Below are 16,484 nucleotides of genomic sequence, written 5' to 3' on the forward strand. Positions count from 1 at the left end.
CAGGGTGACAAGGAGCATAACCGCATGAACCTCGAAACCAGCCTGCCTCTTCCTGCAGAGCCCGGAACCGCTCGGTGCCCCGGGCCGAGCACGCGCGATATCATCCTCGCCGACGGGCAGGACGTGCCGCCCGCGCTGATCGCCGAGGCCTACAGCTTCGCTGGCGATGCCGACATCGAATATGACCGCTACACCAGCTCCGATTTCATGGCGCGCGAGTTCACCCAGATGTGGGCGCGCACCTGGCAATGGGCCGCGCGCGAGGAGCATATTCCCGAAGCGGGCGATTACATCACCTACGATATCGGCCCGTGGTCGGTGCTCATCGTGCGCGGCGATGACATGGAGATCCGTGCCTATCGCAATGCCTGCCTCCACCGCGGCACCCAGCTCAAACGGTCGGACACCAGCGGCAATGCGATGGAACTGCGCTGCCCGTTCCACGGCTGGCGCTGGTCGCTCGAAGGGGGCCTTTCGCATGTGCCCTGCCGGTGGGACTTCCCGCATGTGAAGGACGAGGATTTCAGCCTGCCGCAAGTGCAGATGGAAACCTGGGGCGGGTTCATCTTCATCAACCTCGATCCCGAAGCGCGCCCGCTGGCCGAACAGCTGGGGCCGCTGGCCGAGCATTTCTCCGGCCGCTGGGATCTCGCTGACCGGCGCATCGCGCTCCATGTGCAGAAGGAACTGCCGACCAACTGGAAGGCTGCGCAGGAGGCCTTCCTCGAAGCCTACCACGTCTACGAAACGCACTCTCAGGCGCTGCCGACGGCGGCGGACGCCAATGCGCAGTATGATCTGTTCAGCGATCACGTGACGCGCTTCGTCCACACCATCGGCGTGGCGAGCCCGCACTACACCGGCACGCAGACCGAGCAGGAACTGTTTGACCGGATGCGCGTTTCGCCCGGCGTCCTGCCTGAAGGGCGGACGGCGCGGTCCTATGCGGCGGAGAAGCTGCGCGAACAGATGTCGGCCGATCTGGGCGTCCCGCTGGACATGTATTCCGACAGCGAGATGCTCGATTCCATCGAGTATCACCTGTTCCCCAACATGTGCCTGTTTCCGGGCGTTTCGCTGCCGATGATCTACCGCTTCCGGCCCATCGGCAATGATCCGTCGCGCTCGCTGTTCGATCTCATGTTCCTCAAGCTGGTGCCGCCGGGCACCCCGGTTGAGCATCCGCCCGAGCCGGTGCGGCTTTCGGTCGAGCAATCCTATGCCGAAGCGCCGGGGATGAACCCGGGGCTGGGCGGGGTCTACGATCAGGACACCGACAACCTCGCGCTGCAGTATCAGGGCTTTCTCGGCTCGGCGAAGCGCGGGCAGACGCTGGGCAACTATCAGGAAGCGCGCATCCGGCAGTTCCACCAGACGCTCGACAGCTATCTGGAAAGGGCGTGACGATGGACGCGCTCGACCGTCTCGTTTCGCGGCAGGCAATCTACGACCTCAGCTGCGACTACATGCGCGCGCAGGACCGGCTCGATCCCGCGCTGCACATCTCGGTGTTCCACGATGATGCGACAACCGATTACGGCGCTGGCTGGCAAGGCGATGCAGCGGGCTTCGTCGAATTCGCGCAGCGTGTGCTCACCCCGCACAAGGCCAATCACCACATGATCGGGCAAGTGCGGATCGATTTCGAAAGCGAGACCCAAGCGTTCGGCGAAGTCTATTTTCAGGCGCACCACCGGATCGTGGCGGAGGACGGCGAGCGGGACATGTTCGTCGCCGGGCGCTACGTAGATCGGTACGAGCGGCGCGCGGGCGTGTGGAAGATCGCGCACCGCACCGAACTGGTCGATTGGGTGCGTGATGAGCCCGCAGCCGACTTGCCCGGCAGCGACACGATGTTCCCGTGGGGCGGGCGCAGCCCCGATGATCTCAGCTGCCGGCGCGAGGAGATGCGGACCCGATGAGCAAGGTATACCCTGAGCAGGTCGCCGATCGGTTGGCGATCGTGGATGTGCTGAACCGCTATGCGCGCGGGATCGACCGTTGCGATCTCGCGGTGCTGAAAAGCGTGTGGTGGGACGATGCGCTGGTCGATTACGGCACCGGCGAAGCCCCGGCGCTAGGCTGGTCCGAAACCGTGCTGCCCGCACTTGGCGCGATGCGGCGGACGCAGCACTTCCTCGGCAACATGCTGATCGATATCGACGGCGCGAGCGCAACTGCCGAGACCTATTGCCGCGCGTGGCATGAAGTCGATTCGCCCGATGGCCCGCAGGAAATGGACGTCGGCGGGCGCTATCTCGACAGGCTGGAGAAACGCGGCGACGAATGGCGCTTGCTTCACCGCCGCTATGTGCTCGATTGGAGCCGGAATTGTCCCTCGACTGCGCAGTGGGACGGACCGCTCTACGGTACGCTGAAGCGCCACGGCAAGCGCATGCCCGACGATGCCCTCTATACCGGAGACTGAACCGATGGCCGCTGATCTCGATCCCCGCGTGGCGCTGCTGCTCGACAAGATGGCCTGCACCGAACTCGTCCACCGCCTCGCGCGCGGGATCGACCGATGCGATGCCGATCTGGTGCGCGCGGTGTTCCACCCCGACGCCACTGACGACCACGGCATGTATCAGGGCACGGCCGCCGATTTCGTGCCGTGGGTGATGGAAGTGCTCGCCGGGATGCGCCGCACCCAGCACATGATCGGCAACGTGCTGATCGAGGTGGACGGCGACAAGGCGCAGGGCGAGGCCTATTTCATCGCGCACCACCACATCCCCGGCGAAAGCGGCGATACCTTCATGGTCGCCGCCGGGCGCTATCTCGACCGGTTCGAGCGGCGCGATGGGACATGGAAGATGTCGCACCGCCATGCCGTCTATGACTGGAGCACGGCACAAGCTTCGACCGACATGTGGGACCGCGCCGCCATGCCGGGATACGCATTTGGCGAACGCGGCCACGCCGATCCATCATACAACCACTTCAACGGTGCCTGAAACAGGAGACCATCCCATGACGACTCAAGCACAGCTCGCCCGCGCCCGCGCCACGTCGCTGGCCGATATTACCCCGCTGGCCGATCCGGCGCTGGGCAACGCGCCGATCACGCCGGATCGCTATTTCTCGAAGGAATGGGCGGACCGCGAGTGGGACAAGATCTGGACCAAGACCTGGCAGATCGCGGGCACACAGGCGCAGATCCCCAATACGGGCGACTGGCTGACGGCTGATTTCGGCCCCGAAACCATCGTCTGCGTGCGCGGCGACGACGGGCAGGTGCGCGCGTTCTACAACGTGTGCCAGCACCGCGCGATGCCGGTTGTCTCGGGTGAACAGGGCAACTCCAAGCGGCTCGTCTGCCCCTATCACGGCTGGTCCTATGATCTTGCCGGCAAGCTCAAGGTCGTGCCGGATGAGGCTGATTTCGTGCAGGGTTCGCCGTGCGGCAAGCTCAACCTGATCGAGGTGAAGTGTGAGACCTGGGCCGGGTTCGTATGGATCAACATGGACAACGACGCTGCGCCACTGCGCCAGTTCATGGGGCCGATCGCCGATCAGATCGATACGTATCCGATGGACGCGATGGTCCGCACGCACTGGGTGACGATCGAGGGCAACTTCAACTGGAAGCTGGTGCAGGACAACTTCAACGAGAGCTATCACGTGCCCTTCGTCCATCCGCAGACGAAGTTCGTGATGGAATATGCCTATAGCCAGTGCCAGTTCGATCTCTACCCCGAAGGCCACGCGCGCATGTTCATGCCGGGCGCCGGGCCGACCAAGCAGCTGCGCGGCGGCGAGGCGGAAACGCTCGAAATGCTGCGCGAGGAGCTGGAGTTCTGGGGGCTCGATCCCGCTCAGTTCCGCGGCGGCAAGACGGGCGAGATCCGGAAAGCGCTGCAGAAAGCGAAGCGCGAGAAGGGCGCCGAGAAGGGCTTTGATTTCTCGACCTACCACGATGACCAGCTGACCGATCACTGGCACTACACGATCTTCCCGAACCTCTCGTTCAGCCTCAAGCCCGATGGCAACATCTGGCTGCGCGCCCGCCCGCACGAGACCGATCCGGAAAAGTGCTACTTCGACATGTGGTACATGACGCTCTTCCCCGCGGGCACGACGCGGTACTACTCGCAGTCGATGTCGGAATGGGTCGACGTCTCGGTCCCCGCGCCGCACGTGCAGGGCAAGTGGGGCGAGGTTTCCGCTGGGCCGGGCATCGATCAGGACGTGTCGGTTTGGGAGCAGCAGCAGCGCGGCCTGCACTCGCGCGGCTACAAGCGCGATTACCTCGCGTTTCAGGAACGCCGGGTGCGGTATTTCCACGAGAATCTGGAAAAGTGGATGGCGGACTAGACGTCACGCTCATTCATTCTGCGTCACCCCGGGCTTGACCCGGGGTTAGGCTCTGCTTCCAGCGCAGCGCCGGAAAAAAGAAAGCCAAGGCCCGGATCAAGTCCGGGCCGACGCTTCTGTTGGATGTATTCCAGCGCTGGGCCGCTTACACGCCCGTGCGGGGTGCTACGCCACCTTCACCAGCACCTTCCCGATAGCGCCGCCGCCCAGCATCCGTGCATAGGCGGCGAGCGTGTTTTCAAGGCCCGGCGTTTCGTCAAACCGCGAAACGAGGCGGCCTTCATCGTGCCAAGCGCGCAGCGGGGGGATGAACTCTTCCGCACGGCCGAAGTGATCGGGCACGAAGAAGCCTTCGATCCGCAGCCGCTTCATCAGCACCTGATCATAGCGCGCAGGGCCGGGCAGCGGCTTGTCGGCATCATAGGCGGCAACCAGCCCGCAAACCGCGACGCAGCCGAACAGCGCCATGTTGGGCAGGATCGCATCCAGAATCGGCCCGCCGACATTGTCGAAATAGGCATTGAGCCCGCCGGGCACTTCGGCGGCAAGGCGCGCGGCGATATCGTCGGCCTTGTAGTCGATGGCGATGTCCGCACCCAGTTCCTCGGTCAGGTAGGCGCACTTGGCAGGTCCGCCCGCAATGCCGACGACATGGGCGCCAAGATTGCGCGCGACCTGCACGGCAAGGCTGCCCGTGGCCCCGGCAGCAGCGGAGACGGCGATCCACTGGCCGGGCTGGATGCGCGCGGTATCCCGCACGCCGAGCAGCGCGGTCCAGCCGTTCATGCCGAGCGCACCGAAATGCTCGCGCAGATCAGGGAGGCTTTCATCGAGCGCCATCAGTCCGGCTTCGACCGGGGTGACAACGGAGTAGTCCGCCCACTGGCCGAAGCCGCGCACCAGGGTGCCTTCGGGGAACGCCGCATCGCGGCTTTCGGTGATCCGTCCGATCACGAGGCCGGACATCTTCGCGCCAAGCGGCAGGGGCGGCTGATAGCCATCGGTGCGCGGGCTCATCCACATGCGCGTGCCCGCGTCCATCGAGAGCCACTGCGCGGCGATGCGCACTTGCCCTTCGGTCAGCGGCTGGAGCGCTTCCTCGCGCAAGGAGAGCGCGCTGGCGAAGTCGTCGCCCTTGGGATGGGCATCGAGCTGCCAGAAACGGTTGGTGGTCATGGGGGAGGCTTTCAGCGCAGGCGGATGGTGGTGATGAGGTCGCGCTCCGGTGCGCCATCCTGGGCCGCGTTGGCTATCATCGCGTAGAAACCGAGGAGGCTGGGCCGCGGGCTGTAAAGCTCGGTCATGTGGCCGAGCGTGGCAGTGGTGTCTGCGAAGGCGAAGACGAAGCCATCGGCCATTTCCGCCCGCATGGCGCAAGGCGCGCCCTGCGCTTCGAGCTGGGCCAGCGCGGCATCCACATCGTCTACGAACACGGCCGTATGGTGGATGCCGTAGCTGCCCGAGCCTTCCGGATACATGTCGTGGAAGGGGGAAGGGCCGGGATTGTTCTGCTGGACGAACTCGATCATCACTTCGCCCCATTGGCCATAGGCCGAGGAATGATCGAGCACGCGTTCCACCCCGCGATGCACCGAGCGCGCAACGGGGATGTTGTCCGCCACGAAGAACGGCCCGGAGCCAAACGCCGCGTGGTGCGCAGCCGCAGCCGCGCGCACGTCGGCGCAGAAATAGGCGACCTGCCGGATGGGCCTGCCGATCACCTTACCCGCCCCATCAGGAGAACAGCGATTCCGGCGTTTCGATCAGCGCTTTCAGCGTCTGCAGGAAGGCCGCGCCCGCCGCACCGTCGATGGCGCGGTGATCGACCGAGAGCGAAAGCTTGATCTGGCCCTCGAACGCGATGTCACCGTCTGCCGTTTCCACAGCGACGCGGTTGATCCCGCCAACGGCCAGAATTGCGCCCTGCGGCGGATTGATGATCGCGTCGAATTCCTCGATCCCGAACATGCCGAGGTTCGAGATGGAGAACGTACCGCCGTCCATGTCCTCGAAGCTCAGCCGTCCGGCCTGCGCCTTGTCGATCAGGGCGCGGGTGGTGGCCGCGATCTGCGCGATGTGCATCCGGTCTGCCTGGCGCACGATCGGCGTGACGAGGCCCTTGGGGCTCGCCACCGCAATCGCCACGTCGGCATGGGGGAAGCTGTGCACCGCCTCGGCGGCGACTTGCACGTTGACATCCGGATGGCGGACCAGCGCCATGGCGACGGCCTTGACCAGATAGTCGTTGATTGAAGCCTTGGTGCCCATGACGACGTTCGCCGTCTTGCGCAGCGCGACCAGTTCATCGACCCGCGCCGAAACGCGCAAGTAGAAGTGCGGGATGGTCTGCTTGGCTTCGGTCAGGCGACGGGCGACGACCTTGCGCACCTTGTCGAACGGCTGGACGACCGGCGTGTTGGCGACCGCCACGAAGGGCGCACCGAACGCGGGGGCAGGGGCCGCTTCCGGCACGGCGGGCTTTACCGCGCCAAGCACGTCGGCCTTCGAGATACGGCCGCGCGGGCCGGTGCCCTTGAGCGTGCTCAGGTCGATGCCATACTGCGCGGCAAGGCGCGCGGCGAGGGGCGAGGCATAGATCGCCTGCGCCACCGGCGGCAGATCGGCGGGACCCTTCGGCGTATAGACCTGCTCTGGGCGCATCGCCTGCACCACATCCTGATAGGTGATGCGGCCACCCCGGCCCGAACCCGCGATGGGCTCGATATCGACCCCATTGGCTTCGGCAAGCTTCAGGGCTTCGGGGCTGATCGGGCGGTTGGTGACGATCTTCTTCGGCGCAGCAGCGGCGGGGGCAGGGGCCGGTTCCGGCGCAGCGGCAGCAGCAGGCGCTGCGTCTGCGCTGGCGGCCTTGGCGGCAACCCCGGTTTCCGCCGGCTTGAACGCGGCGATGAAGGCGTCAACCTCGGCATCCGTGGTGGCGGCATCGGTGAACACGCCCAGCAGCGCGCCCACCGGGTGCGGCTGATCGCTGGCGGGCACGAGCACGCGCTTCAGCACGGCATCGTATTCCGCTTCGACTTCGTTGGTGATCTTGTCGGTTTCAATGAGGCAGATGACCTGGCCGCGCGTGAACGCCTGGCCTTCCTGGACCATCCATTCGGCAATGGTGCCCTCGGTCATTTCGATGCCCCACTTGGGCATGCAGAAGGGGCGGATATCGGCCATGACGGCTTCCTTAGCGGTAGGAGAGGACCTTGCGCACCGCCGCTTCGATCTTGGGGATCGAGGGCAGGTACGCGGTTTCCAGCTCGCGCGCGAACGGGACAGGGGTGTGCGGCGGGGTGACGCTGAGCGGGGGGGCCTTGAGGCTGGCAAAAGCCTTTTCCGCCACCATCGCGCAGATATCACCGGCAAAGCCGCAGCGCGGGTTTGATTCGTCGACCACCACGAGGCGGCCGGTCACTTCGACCGAATCGAGGATCGCTTCTTCATCCAGCGGGCTGGTGGTGCGCGGATCGATCACGTCGCAGCCGATGCCTTCCGCCGCCAGCTTGTCGGCCACGGCCTCGCAGAAGCCGAGCAGCAGGCCGGTGGAGACGATGGTGACATCGTTGCCCGCGCGGGTCAGGCGCGCGTGGCCGAAGGGGATCATGAAGTCCTTGTCGTCGGACACTTCGCCCTTCACGCCGTAGAGCGCCTTGTGCTCCAGGAAGATCACTGGGTCATCATCGCGGATCGCGGTGCGCAGCAGGCCCTTCACGTCGGCCGGGGTGCTGGGCATCACGACCTTGAGGCCCGGCATCCCGGTCAGGATCTGGTGGACCGCCTGGCTGTGCTGCGCGGCGGCGTTGTAGCCCGCGCCCCAGGCCATGCGGATCACCGCCGGGCACTTGGTCTTGCCGCCGAACATGTAGCGGAACTTGGCGAGCTGGTTCCAGATCTGATCGAGCGAAACGCCGATGAAGTCTGCGAACATGAGTTCGGCCACCGGGCGCTTGCCCGAAAGCGCGAGGCCCGCCGCTGCGCCCATGATCGCGCTTTCCGAGATCGGGGTGTCGATCACGCGGTCTGCGCCGAACTTGCCGTAGAGGCCGGTCGAGGTCGACCAGATGCCGCCGATGGCCTCAGGGCCGCCTGCGGTGCCGTTGCCGCCCACAATATCTTCGCCCAGCACCACGACGTTCTCGTCGCGCTCCATTTCCTCGGCGATCGTGGAGAGGACCGCCTCGCGATACATCATTCTTGCCATTGGTCGCGCTCCTGGGGGCTCAGTACGAGATATAGACGTCGGAGAGGACGTCCTCGGGGGTGGGCCGGTCGGCAGCCTTGGCCTTGGCCACGGCAGTTTCGATGGCGTCCATCACGTCGGCATCGACAGCATCGATATCGGCATCGGTCAGCAGACCGGCACCGGTTACGCTGGCGCGGAACTTCTTGATGCAATCGCGCGTCTCACGGATGCGATCAAGCTCGCCCGGGCCGCGATAGCGCTGCGGATCGCCTTCGAAGTGGCCGAAGAAGCGCTCGGTATCGAACTCGACCGCCGCCGGGCCATTGCCGGGAACGCGAACATATTCGAGCACTTCGCGCATCGTTTCATAGACCGAGAAGAAATCGGTGCCGTCCCCGCGCCACACCTTCATGCCGAAGGCCTGCGCGCGGCTGGCGATGTCCTTGTCGGTGCCGACCGCGTATTCGAACCCGGTGTGTTCGGAATAGTGGTTGTTTTCAAACACGAAGATGCACGCCGCCTTGGTGACGACGGCCATGTTCATCGCCTCGAACGTGGTGCCCTGGTTGCATGCGCCGTCGCCGGAGAAGGCGATGGAAACGTGGCCCTTGCCATCGATCTTGGCGGCAATGCCCGCGCCCACCGCAATCGGCGCGCCCGCGCCGACAATGCCGTTCGCGCCCAGCATGCCCTTGTCGATATCGGCGATGTGCATCGAGCCACCCTTGCCCTTGCACAAACCTTCGCGGCTACCCCAGATCTCGGCCATCATGCCGTTAACATCGCAGCCCTTGGCAAGGCAGTGGCCGTGGCCGCGGTGGGTGGAGACGATCTTGTCATCGGTCGAAAGATGCTCGCACACGCCGACCGCGACGGCTTCCTGCCCGCAATAGAGGTGGGTGAAGCCGGCGATCTCGCCGGTCTGGATATCGACGTGCAGGCGTTCCTCGAATTCGCGGATGACCTTCATCTGGCGATAGGCCTGCAGCAATTGGTCGCGGCTCAGTTGCACCTTCAATCTCCCGGTTACGAGGCCGCGCGGGCGGTGGTGGCCGCGCGCAGATCATGCAAATGACATGGCCACCCAGCACTACGCTTGAGAAGCCGCAAAAGTGATAGGTAAGCGCGGATTTCCGCGCAATCACCGATCTGTGCGAGGTACCGTTCCACCGGCGATGATGGAAGCCCCATCATCGATCACATGGCTCTGTCCATTGATGAAGCGGCTCTCGTCCGAGGCGAGGAACAGGACGAGGTTCGCCACATCAACCGGCTCGCCCAGCCGGTTCATCGCGGTGGCGTTGTCGTGCGCCGGGGCCGCTGCGCCCAGATCGGCCAGCTTGCCGCCAAGGCTGCGCACCATCGGCGTATCGATCCCCGCCGGGAGCACCGAATTGGCCCGCACGCCCCGCCCGTTCTTGATCGAATAAGCGGCGGTGGCGCGGGTATAGGCGTCGATGGCGCCTTTGGCGGCGCTATAGGCAGCAAAGGTCGGCTCGCCCTGGATCGCGGCGATCGAGGCCATGTTGACGATCGAACCGCCGCCGTTCGCGGCCATCGCGGGGATGGCGTGCTTGGTGCCGAACACCACGCCGTCGATGCTGACAGCCATGATCTTGCGGTAATTTGCCTCGGTCAGCGTTTCGGGATCGCCGAATTCGACGACGCCCGCGTTGTTGACGAGGACGTCGAGCCGTCCGTGGCGCGCTACCACATCGGCAACGAGCGCTTCCCATGCCGCTTCGCTGGTCACGTCGAGGCGGTGGTATTCTGCCGCCTCGCCCAGTTCCGCCGCAAGCGCGCTGCCCGCCGCGTCATCGACGTCGGTAAGGATCACGCGCGCACCCTCGGCCACGAACAGCCGCGCATCCGCCGCGCCGAGGCCTTTGGCCGCACCGGTGACGATGGCGACTTTGCCTTTCAGACGATCCATGCCTCAGCCCTCCAGCTTCACCGCGCCGGGGCGCGGCGGGCCGGCTTCGCGGGCGACGAGCGCGGTTTCGTGGTAGTGGATGGTGTATTCCACCATCAGCCCGTCCACGCAGCGCGTCGTCTCTGCCAGCGAGGTGCTGATGCGGTTGCCCGTCAGCTTCGAGGTCATCGACATGCGCAGCTGCAGGCAGAAGTAGTTCTCGTCCGTCAGGATGCCCAGCCGATCGACCACGACGTCGTCCCAGTAGCTCCACACGTGGGGGAACAGGCGGATCAGCGCATCCTGCCCCTTCCAGTCGCCGCCGAAGGGAAGCTCCGGCGGCTCGTGTACGACATAATCGGGCGAGGTGATCGCCATCAGCCCGGCCCAATCGCCCTTGTCGATGCAGCCGAGCATGGTCTCGGCGAGTTCGCGCGGTGTCTTGGTCATGAGATCAGAACTGCACGCGCTTGGTGAAGCCGCCGTCGATCACCAGATTGACGCCGGTCGAGTAGGACGAGGCCGGGCTGGCGAGGAACACGACCGAGCGCGCCACTTCGTCCGGTGCGCCAAGGCGGCCCATCGGCATCTGCGCCTTGATGCTGTTGTAGAAGTCCGGCATCGCGCCCTGGATCATCTCCCAGCTGCCGCCGGGGAACTCGATCGGGCCGGGCGACACGGTGTTGACACGGATGCCCTTGGGCGCAAGCGCCTGGCCAAGCTGCGAGGCATAAGTGATCAGCGCGGCTTTGATCGCGTTGTAGGCCTGCGGCATGATGAAGGTCTCGACCGCAGCGGTGGACGACATCACGATGATCGAGCCTGCGCCCGAGGCTTCCAGCGCCGGAGTCAGCGTCTCGATGCCCTTGACCGCGGCCATGATGTCCACGTCGAGGCACTTCTGCCAATCCTGCGTGGCACCCGCGCCCGAAACGCTCGCCATGTTGATGAAGATGTCGCAGCCGCCGAGCTTCTCCACGGCGCCATTCAACCACGCGACGTAGCCTTCGAGGTTGCCGGTCATATCGAACGCATCGCCGTGCGCCTTGCCGGGATTGCCCGCAAGAACGGCCAGTGCGGCATCGATCTTGCCCTGATCGCGCGAGAAGAACGCGACGTCCGCGCCTTCGCTGGTGAGGATCTTGAGGATTTCGAGGCCGATGCCGCGCGCACCGCCGTTCATGATGACTTTCTTGCCCTTGAGACCCAGATCCATCGCGCTCTCCATCCATGGTTCGTGCCCGGCAAGTCCGGGCTTTTGCCGCGCCAGAATAGCCAAATCCGGATGCCTGACAGCGCGCGGAAATGATAGTTTCTGAGCCTTCTGAATCGCCTTAGGCTCCGCTCAAATCGGGCCAAGATCTGGGCCAAGATCGGGAGAGACCATGGCTATCGCCGGACCAATCGAAGACCAGCTCGCGATCCGCGCGCTGCACGACACTTACGCTGACGCCGTGTTCCGGCGCGATGCGGCCGACTGGGGCGCGCTCTGGGCGGACGATGCCGTCTGGGATCTGGCGGGCACCACGGTGAACGGCAAGGACTCCATCGTTGGCCTGTGGCAGGGCGCGATGGGCACTTTCGCGTTCGTGGGCTTCTTCCAGCAGACCGCCGCCATCGTCATCGACGGCGATACGGCAACGGGCCGCGTCTACACCAACGAAACGCTTGAAGACCTCGAAGGCAAATTGCGCCGCAGCATCGGCCGCTATGAGGACACTTACGTCAAGCGCGGCGGGACCTGGCTCTTCAAGAGCCGCAGCTTTGCAGTTCTGAAGGGGTATGAATGATGATCGTCGTTGTTGCAGGTGAAATCGATTTCGCGCCTGAAGTCCGTGATGAAGTTCTGAAGGACGCCCAGCCGCTGATCGACATGGCGCTCGCCGAAAAGGGCTGCCGCCACTACGCGTGGAGCCTCGACCCGCACAATCCGGGCCGTATCCACGTGTTCGAGGAGTGGGAGACGGCAGAGGATCTGGCCGTGCATCTGCTCGCCGAATCCTACTTCAAGATGGGCGCTCACCTCGCGGGCTTCACCATTCTGGGCGCAAACACGCGCAAGTATCGCTGTGACATTTCGGAGCCGGTCTATGGCCCCGACGGCGTGGCCACCGCCAATTTTCTCACCGCAAAGGCCTAATTGAAAAGGAAATACCTCTCATGACCAATCTTTCGGGCAAGGTCGCCGTCGTGATCGGCGCGGCGGGTGCGGGCAACATGGGCCAGCACATTGCGCAGACCCTCGCCGATGCGGGGGCGAAAGTCGTCGTCGCCGGGCGCAAGGCCGATGAACTCTCGCGCTTCGCCGGGGTGATCGCGGGCGATTGGGCGCTGTGCGATCTGTCGAAGAAGGCCGATGTCGAAGCGCTTGCCACCACGGTGCTGGAACGGCACGGCAAAGTGGATATCGCCATCAACGCTACCGGCTGGGGCCTGCTCAAGGGCCTGCACGAGATCACCGAGGACGAGCTCGACCAGATCATCGCGCTGCAGCTGAAGGGCGTGCACTACTTCCTCAGCGCGTTCATCCGCGCGATGCCGCATGGCGGTTCGCTGGTGCAGATTTCTTCGGCCACCACGCAGTGCATCATCGATGATCACGCCGCCTATATCGCCACCAAGGCGGGGTCTGAGGCGCTGATCCGCTGCGTCGCCAACCAGTATGGCCCGCAGGGCATCCGTGCCAACGTGCTCTCGCCCGGCTTCACCTCAAGCCCGATGACCGAGCAGTCGTTCGCGGTGCCCGGCCTCGTCGATGCGTTCACCAAGGAATATCCGCTGGGCCGTGTCGGCACTTCGGAAGACATCGCCAAGGCCGCGCTCTGGGTCGTCAGCGACGATTGCTTCATGTCGGGCCAGAACCTGCAGATCAACGGCGGCCTGACCCTGCGCCGCAACCCGCGCCCGGGCGAGATCCAGGCTGCTATCGGCGCTGCAATGGCGGCGATTCAGGCGGCGGGGAACTGATCAGACCGCAGCTTATACACTGCCTTGAAAGCCCTCTCTCCGAAAGGAGAGGGGGCTTTTTCGTTTTCGCCCAAGCCGCCCCGCCTTCGTCACCCCGGGCTTGACCCGCGGTTGGGCTTTTCTGCGGGTGCAGCGCGTGACCATAGAAGCCTAGCCCCGGGTCAAGCCCGGGGCGACGGAAAGTGTGGCGGTATGGACCGTGTGTGGTTTGGGAGGTGCCGGAGGCGCAGCGCCTACCCTGCCTTCTCCGCTTCCATCTGCGCCTTGATCATGCCGCGCAGCACATCCTTGCGGATCTTGCCCGAAGCGGTGCGGGGGAAGCTTTCCACCCATTCGATGCGTTCGGGGCACTTCTGCTTGGCAAGGCCCGCATCGCTGACGAAGGCCGAAAGGCTCGCCATGTCCGGATGATCCGCACCTTCGGGGATCAGATAGGCGCAGATGCCCTCGCCAAGACGCGCGTGCGGCATGGAGACGACGGCGGCTTCCTTGATCGCGGGGTGCAGATGCATCACGTCCTCGATTTCCTTGGCGCTGATGTTCTCGCCGCCTCGGATGATGAGGTCCTTCTTGCGTCCGGTGATGACAAGCGAGCCCGATGGCGTGATGCGGCCGATATCGCCGGTCTTGAAATAGCCGTCCTCGGTCAGCGCCTCGCGCGTCTGCGCTTCGTCGGCATAACCCAGGAACATGGCCGGGCCGCGCACGAGGATTTCGCCGTCGCTGCCGTGGGGTACTTCGTTTCCGTCGTCATCCACCAGCCGCAGTTCATAATCGAGCGGCCGGCCATCGGTCTCGGCGGCCAGTTCAAGGCTTTCTTCGGGCAAGACACCCGGCGTCGCCAGCGGCACTTCGCTGCTGCCATAGACGCGGTAGGCGCAGGCGTGTGCGAGGCGCTTGTTGGCGGTGTAGACCAGCTCCGAAGGGATCGCTGCGCCGCCGCAGGCAAAGCGGCGGAAGGTGGGGAGCTTGGAACCGGCGGCGTCCGCCGCATCGCACAGTTCCTGCAGGAAGGGCGTTGCGGCGACGGTGGAAGTGATTCCGTAGCGGTCGATCAGTTCGACCGCCTCCTTGGCCTTCCACACTTCCATCAGCACGACCTGACTGCCCGAGGCGAACGGCTTCTCCAGCCCGCCGGAAAACCCGCTGATATGCGTCACGGGGGAGGGCATCAGCGTCACGTCACCCGGCACGCCGCTATATTGGCGGCCGAACTGTGCCACCCGGTCCAGCGTGTTGTGCGAATGGAGCACCGCCTTGGCCCGGCCCGTGGTGCCGGAGGTGTAAAGAACGAGCTTCAGCGCATTCGGGTCGACCTTCTCGAGCGGCGTGTTGAGGCCCCGCCCATGTTCTACCAGCGCGGCGAAATCGGGCGTGCGTTCGGTGGGGCGCACGTAGATGACGTGCTTCAGATCGGGCAGGTGCGGGCGCACCCGGTCCATCATCCCGGCGAAATCGTAGCCCCTGAAGCTTTCCGCTACGAAGTAGGCCTTGGCCCCGCAATCGCCCAGCATCTGGATCACTTCGGCATCGCGGTAGATCGGCACGATCGGCGCGATCACGAAGCCGCCGAGATTGGCGGCGAGATTGATCACCGAAGCCTCGACCCAGTTCGGCACCTGAACGCCGATCACCTCGCCGGTGCGCAGGCCCAGATCGCGCAGCGCCCGCGCCAGTGCCTCGCCGTCCGCCAGCAGGCTGGCATAAGTCGGGGCAGCGGGATCATTGAGGTACACGACCTTGTCGGGATCGGTCTCGGCCCAACGGCGCGCGTAATCGCCGATGGTCATGTCGGTCCAGCTGCCATCGGCAGCGTATTGCGCAAGGTGCGCGGGGATCGTGGTCATGGGATGCTTTCGTTCGAAGGTCAGTTGGCGAGGGTCTGCTGGTAGAGCGGATTGTCCTCGGCGTAGAAGTTGCAGTGGAAGCCGCTGGGCACGCGGAAGGGAATGAGGACGCGGGCAATCGGCCCGGCTGCGATATCCTTGGCGGCGAAGATCGCCAGTTCGCTGGTGCCGCTGTTCGCGGGGTGAACCAGCGTCATCGCATAGCCGTCGGCTTCGTCGGTGCTGCCAAGGCGGGGGGCGAAGACAAGCTCGCCCGCCGCAGCGCCCGCGCCGAAGTGCCAGATATCTTCCTCGCCCGTCTGCGTGTCATACCGCAGCACCGCGTCCATGCCCTCCACGCGTCCATCGCGCGATTTGAGGTTGATGTTGGCAAAGCTGTGGCGGCTCTTGCGCGTCATCAGGCGGTCGTCGGGGCGGGGGAACTGGATGTCGCGCCCGTTGAGCACTTCTTCCTTGATCCAGCCGGTGTTGCCGGTGGGGTCGATGGTCCAGCGGCGCAGGCTCTGCTGCGTATCGCCGTGGGTGCGCCGCGCGCCCGTCTCGTCCGGGAACAGCGCGGTGCCGTTGGCGGCAGCGACATCGGCGATGATCTTGCCGTCCTCTTCCCACACGTTCAGCTCGTGGAACATGTGGCGCGGTTCGAACTCGAACCACTTGATCTGATCGGCGGTGCCTTCGCGCGGCATCACCGCGAACTTGGTCGGCCGGTCGTTCACCCACGCGGTCATCGGCCCGCCAGCGGCAAAGCGCTTGAGGTCGGTATCGATCGGAATGAACGGGAAGATCGCCCAGTTTTCCGTCAGCAGGAAGGTGTGCATCAGGCTGAAATGCGGCATCGGAATGATCTCGGTCTTGCGGATCGTGCCGTCTGCCGCGACCACATCGTAGCGCATTTCCGCCGGGCCCATCATGCCGTGGATGGCAGCGCCCGTGTTGATCATCTCGCGCGTGGCGTAGTCGATCTTGGGGTGCGCGGAGAAGCTGGAGGTGACGAGCCCGCCATAGGTCTCCTCGTGCAGCGTATCGAGCTTTCGCGGATCGAGCGCGACCGGCGGCGCGCCTTCCATCAGCGCCAGCAGTTGCCCGCCGTGGAGGATGATATTGGTGTTGCCGGTGTTGTATCGCTTGCCCTGCACGCTGGGGTCGGACGTCATCGGATTGCCGAAGATGCCGAACAGGCGGCGCCCGGCGGCCTTTTCCAGTTCGAACTTCTCGGTCTTCACCCAGCGGTTGCGCATCGAGACGCGGC

At 64.9% G+C, this 16,484-nt stretch carries 18 protein-coding genes; 8 read left to right on the top strand and 10 right to left on the bottom strand.

Annotated features, from left to right (window positions below; all coding sequences use genetic code 11):
- Positions 1-24 precede the first annotated feature (24 nt).
- From CFE35_RS15970 to CFE35_RS15990, 5 genes are read left to right on the top strand one after another with little or no spacing between them, the layout of a single operon-like run.
- Positions 25-1,404, top strand: coding sequence for an aromatic ring-hydroxylating dioxygenase subunit alpha (locus CFE35_RS15970; RefSeq protein WP_292931999.1), 1,380 nt, complete (start codon positions 25-27; stop codon positions 1,402-1,404).
- A gap of 2 nt (positions 1,405-1,406) precedes the next feature.
- On the top strand, positions 1,407-1,922 hold the full coding sequence (locus CFE35_RS15975; RefSeq protein WP_292932033.1) for a nuclear transport factor 2 family protein: 516 nt from the start codon (positions 1,407-1,409) through the stop codon (positions 1,920-1,922).
- On the top strand, positions 1,919-2,428 hold the full coding sequence (locus tag CFE35_RS15980) for a nuclear transport factor 2 family protein (RefSeq protein ID WP_292932000.1): 510 nt from the start codon (positions 1,919-1,921) through the stop codon (positions 2,426-2,428). The genes CFE35_RS15975 and CFE35_RS15980 overlap by 4 nt, the downstream gene beginning before the upstream one ends.
- 4 nt (positions 2,429-2,432) lie before the next feature.
- Complete coding sequence (locus tag CFE35_RS15985; RefSeq protein ID WP_292932002.1) at positions 2,433-2,957, top strand: nuclear transport factor 2 family protein; 525 nt, start codon at positions 2,433-2,435, stop codon at positions 2,955-2,957.
- Between the two features lie 16 nt (positions 2,958-2,973).
- Positions 2,974-4,317: an aromatic ring-hydroxylating dioxygenase subunit alpha gene (locus tag CFE35_RS15990; RefSeq protein WP_292932003.1), complete on the top strand. Its 1,344-nt coding sequence runs from the start codon at positions 2,974-2,976 to the stop codon at positions 4,315-4,317.
- A gap of 165 nt (positions 4,318-4,482) precedes the next feature.
- Here the strand turns inward: CFE35_RS15990 and CFE35_RS15995 are convergent, their stop codons facing one another.
- From CFE35_RS15995 to CFE35_RS16030, 8 genes are all read right to left on the bottom strand, one after another.
- Positions 4,483-5,493 (bottom strand): NADP-dependent oxidoreductase, encoded by a 1,011-nt coding sequence (locus CFE35_RS15995; RefSeq protein ID WP_292932004.1) that lies wholly within the window; start codon positions 5,491-5,493, stop codon positions 4,483-4,485.
- 11 nt (positions 5,494-5,504) lie between these two features.
- Positions 5,505-6,038, bottom strand: coding sequence for a VOC family protein (locus tag CFE35_RS16000; RefSeq protein WP_292932005.1), 534 nt, complete (start codon positions 6,036-6,038; stop codon positions 5,505-5,507).
- A 13-nt stretch (positions 6,039-6,051) separates the two neighbouring features.
- On the bottom strand, positions 6,052-7,503 hold the full coding sequence (locus tag CFE35_RS16005; RefSeq protein ID WP_292932006.1) for a dihydrolipoamide acetyltransferase family protein: 1,452 nt from the start codon (positions 7,501-7,503) through the stop codon (positions 6,052-6,054).
- A 10-nt stretch (positions 7,504-7,513) separates the two neighbouring features.
- Positions 7,514-8,527, bottom strand: a complete 1,014-nt coding sequence (locus CFE35_RS16010) for an alpha-ketoacid dehydrogenase subunit beta (protein ID WP_292932008.1) — start codon at positions 8,525-8,527, stop codon at positions 7,514-7,516.
- A gap of 19 nt (positions 8,528-8,546) precedes the next feature.
- Positions 8,547-9,521: a thiamine pyrophosphate-dependent dehydrogenase E1 component subunit alpha gene (locus CFE35_RS16015; protein ID WP_292932010.1), complete on the bottom strand. Its 975-nt coding sequence runs from the start codon at positions 9,519-9,521 to the stop codon at positions 8,547-8,549.
- 129 nt (positions 9,522-9,650) lie between these two features.
- On the bottom strand, positions 9,651-10,442 hold the full coding sequence (locus tag CFE35_RS16020; RefSeq protein ID WP_292932011.1) for an SDR family oxidoreductase: 792 nt from the start codon (positions 10,440-10,442) through the stop codon (positions 9,651-9,653).
- A gap of 3 nt (positions 10,443-10,445) precedes the next feature.
- Positions 10,446-10,871, bottom strand: a complete 426-nt coding sequence (locus tag CFE35_RS16025; RefSeq protein ID WP_292932013.1) for a nuclear transport factor 2 family protein — start codon at positions 10,869-10,871, stop codon at positions 10,446-10,448.
- Between the two features lie 4 nt (positions 10,872-10,875).
- On the bottom strand, positions 10,876-11,649 hold the full coding sequence (locus tag CFE35_RS16030; RefSeq protein WP_292932015.1) for an SDR family oxidoreductase: 774 nt from the start codon (positions 11,647-11,649) through the stop codon (positions 10,876-10,878).
- A gap of 157 nt (positions 11,650-11,806) precedes the next feature.
- Here CFE35_RS16030 and CFE35_RS16035 point away from each other — a divergent pair, with 157 nt between their 5' ends.
- Genes CFE35_RS16035 through CFE35_RS16045 form a run of 3 tightly spaced genes read left to right on the top strand, consistent with a single transcriptional unit; the run spans position 11,807 to position 13,388 of the window.
- Positions 11,807-12,211, top strand: a complete 405-nt coding sequence (locus CFE35_RS16035) for a nuclear transport factor 2 family protein (protein WP_292932017.1) — start codon at positions 11,807-11,809, stop codon at positions 12,209-12,211.
- Positions 12,208-12,561: an antibiotic biosynthesis monooxygenase gene (locus CFE35_RS16040; RefSeq protein ID WP_292932019.1), complete on the top strand. Its 354-nt coding sequence runs from the start codon at positions 12,208-12,210 to the stop codon at positions 12,559-12,561. The genes CFE35_RS16035 and CFE35_RS16040 overlap by 4 nt, the downstream gene beginning before the upstream one ends.
- Positions 12,562-12,581: 20 nt before the next feature.
- On the top strand, positions 12,582-13,388 hold the full coding sequence (locus tag CFE35_RS16045) for an SDR family oxidoreductase (RefSeq protein WP_292932021.1): 807 nt from the start codon (positions 12,582-12,584) through the stop codon (positions 13,386-13,388).
- 233 nt (positions 13,389-13,621) lie between these two features.
- Here the strand turns inward: CFE35_RS16045 and CFE35_RS16050 are convergent, their stop codons facing one another.
- Complete coding sequence (locus CFE35_RS16050; RefSeq protein WP_292932022.1) at positions 13,622-15,235, bottom strand: AMP-binding protein; 1,614 nt, start codon at positions 15,233-15,235, stop codon at positions 13,622-13,624.
- Between the two features lie 20 nt (positions 15,236-15,255).
- The coding region (locus CFE35_RS16055) for a carotenoid oxygenase family protein (protein WP_292932023.1) at positions 15,256-16,484 on the bottom strand (1,229 nt) is incomplete at its 5' end.

The organism is Novosphingobium sp. PASSN1, assembly GCF_002278815.1.

Bases quoted from the DNA above. Each gene is read 5' to 3' on its own strand.
- CFE35_RS15970 (WP_292931999.1), top strand. From the start codon at position 25: ATGAACCTCGAAACCAGCCTGCCTCTTCCTGCAGAGCCCGGAACCGCT.
- CFE35_RS16025 (WP_292932013.1), bottom strand. From the start codon at position 10,871: ATGACCAAGACACCGCGCGAACTCGCCGAGACCATGCTCGGCTGCATC.
- CFE35_RS16040 (WP_292932019.1), top strand. From the start codon at position 12,208: ATGATGATCGTCGTTGTTGCAGGTGAAATCGATTTCGCGCCTGAAGTC.
- CFE35_RS15985 (WP_292932002.1), top strand. From the start codon at position 2,433: ATGGCCGCTGATCTCGATCCCCGCGTGGCGCTGCTGCTCGACAAGATG.
- CFE35_RS16050 (WP_292932022.1), bottom strand. From the start codon at position 15,235: ATGACCACGATCCCCGCGCACCTTGCGCAATACGCTGCCGATGGCAGC.
- CFE35_RS16010 (WP_292932008.1), bottom strand. From the start codon at position 8,527: ATGGCAAGAATGATGTATCGCGAGGCGGTCCTCTCCACGATCGCCGAG.
- CFE35_RS16035 (WP_292932017.1), top strand. From the start codon at position 11,807: ATGGCTATCGCCGGACCAATCGAAGACCAGCTCGCGATCCGCGCGCTG.
- CFE35_RS16005 (WP_292932006.1), bottom strand. From the start codon at position 7,503: ATGGCCGATATCCGCCCCTTCTGCATGCCCAAGTGGGGCATCGAAATG.
- CFE35_RS16030 (WP_292932015.1), bottom strand. From the start codon at position 11,649: ATGGAGAGCGCGATGGATCTGGGTCTCAAGGGCAAGAAAGTCATCATG.
- CFE35_RS15980 (WP_292932000.1), top strand. From the start codon at position 1,919: ATGAGCAAGGTATACCCTGAGCAGGTCGCCGATCGGTTGGCGATCGTG.
- CFE35_RS16020 (WP_292932011.1), bottom strand. From the start codon at position 10,442: ATGGATCGTCTGAAAGGCAAAGTCGCCATCGTCACCGGTGCGGCCAAA.
- CFE35_RS15975 (WP_292932033.1), top strand. From the start codon at position 1,407: ATGGACGCGCTCGACCGTCTCGTTTCGCGGCAGGCAATCTACGACCTC.
- CFE35_RS15995 (WP_292932004.1), bottom strand. From the start codon at position 5,493: ATGACCACCAACCGTTTCTGGCAGCTCGATGCCCATCCCAAGGGCGAC.
- CFE35_RS16045 (WP_292932021.1), top strand. From the start codon at position 12,582: ATGACCAATCTTTCGGGCAAGGTCGCCGTCGTGATCGGCGCGGCGGGT.
- CFE35_RS15990 (WP_292932003.1), top strand. From the start codon at position 2,974: ATGACGACTCAAGCACAGCTCGCCCGCGCCCGCGCCACGTCGCTGGCC.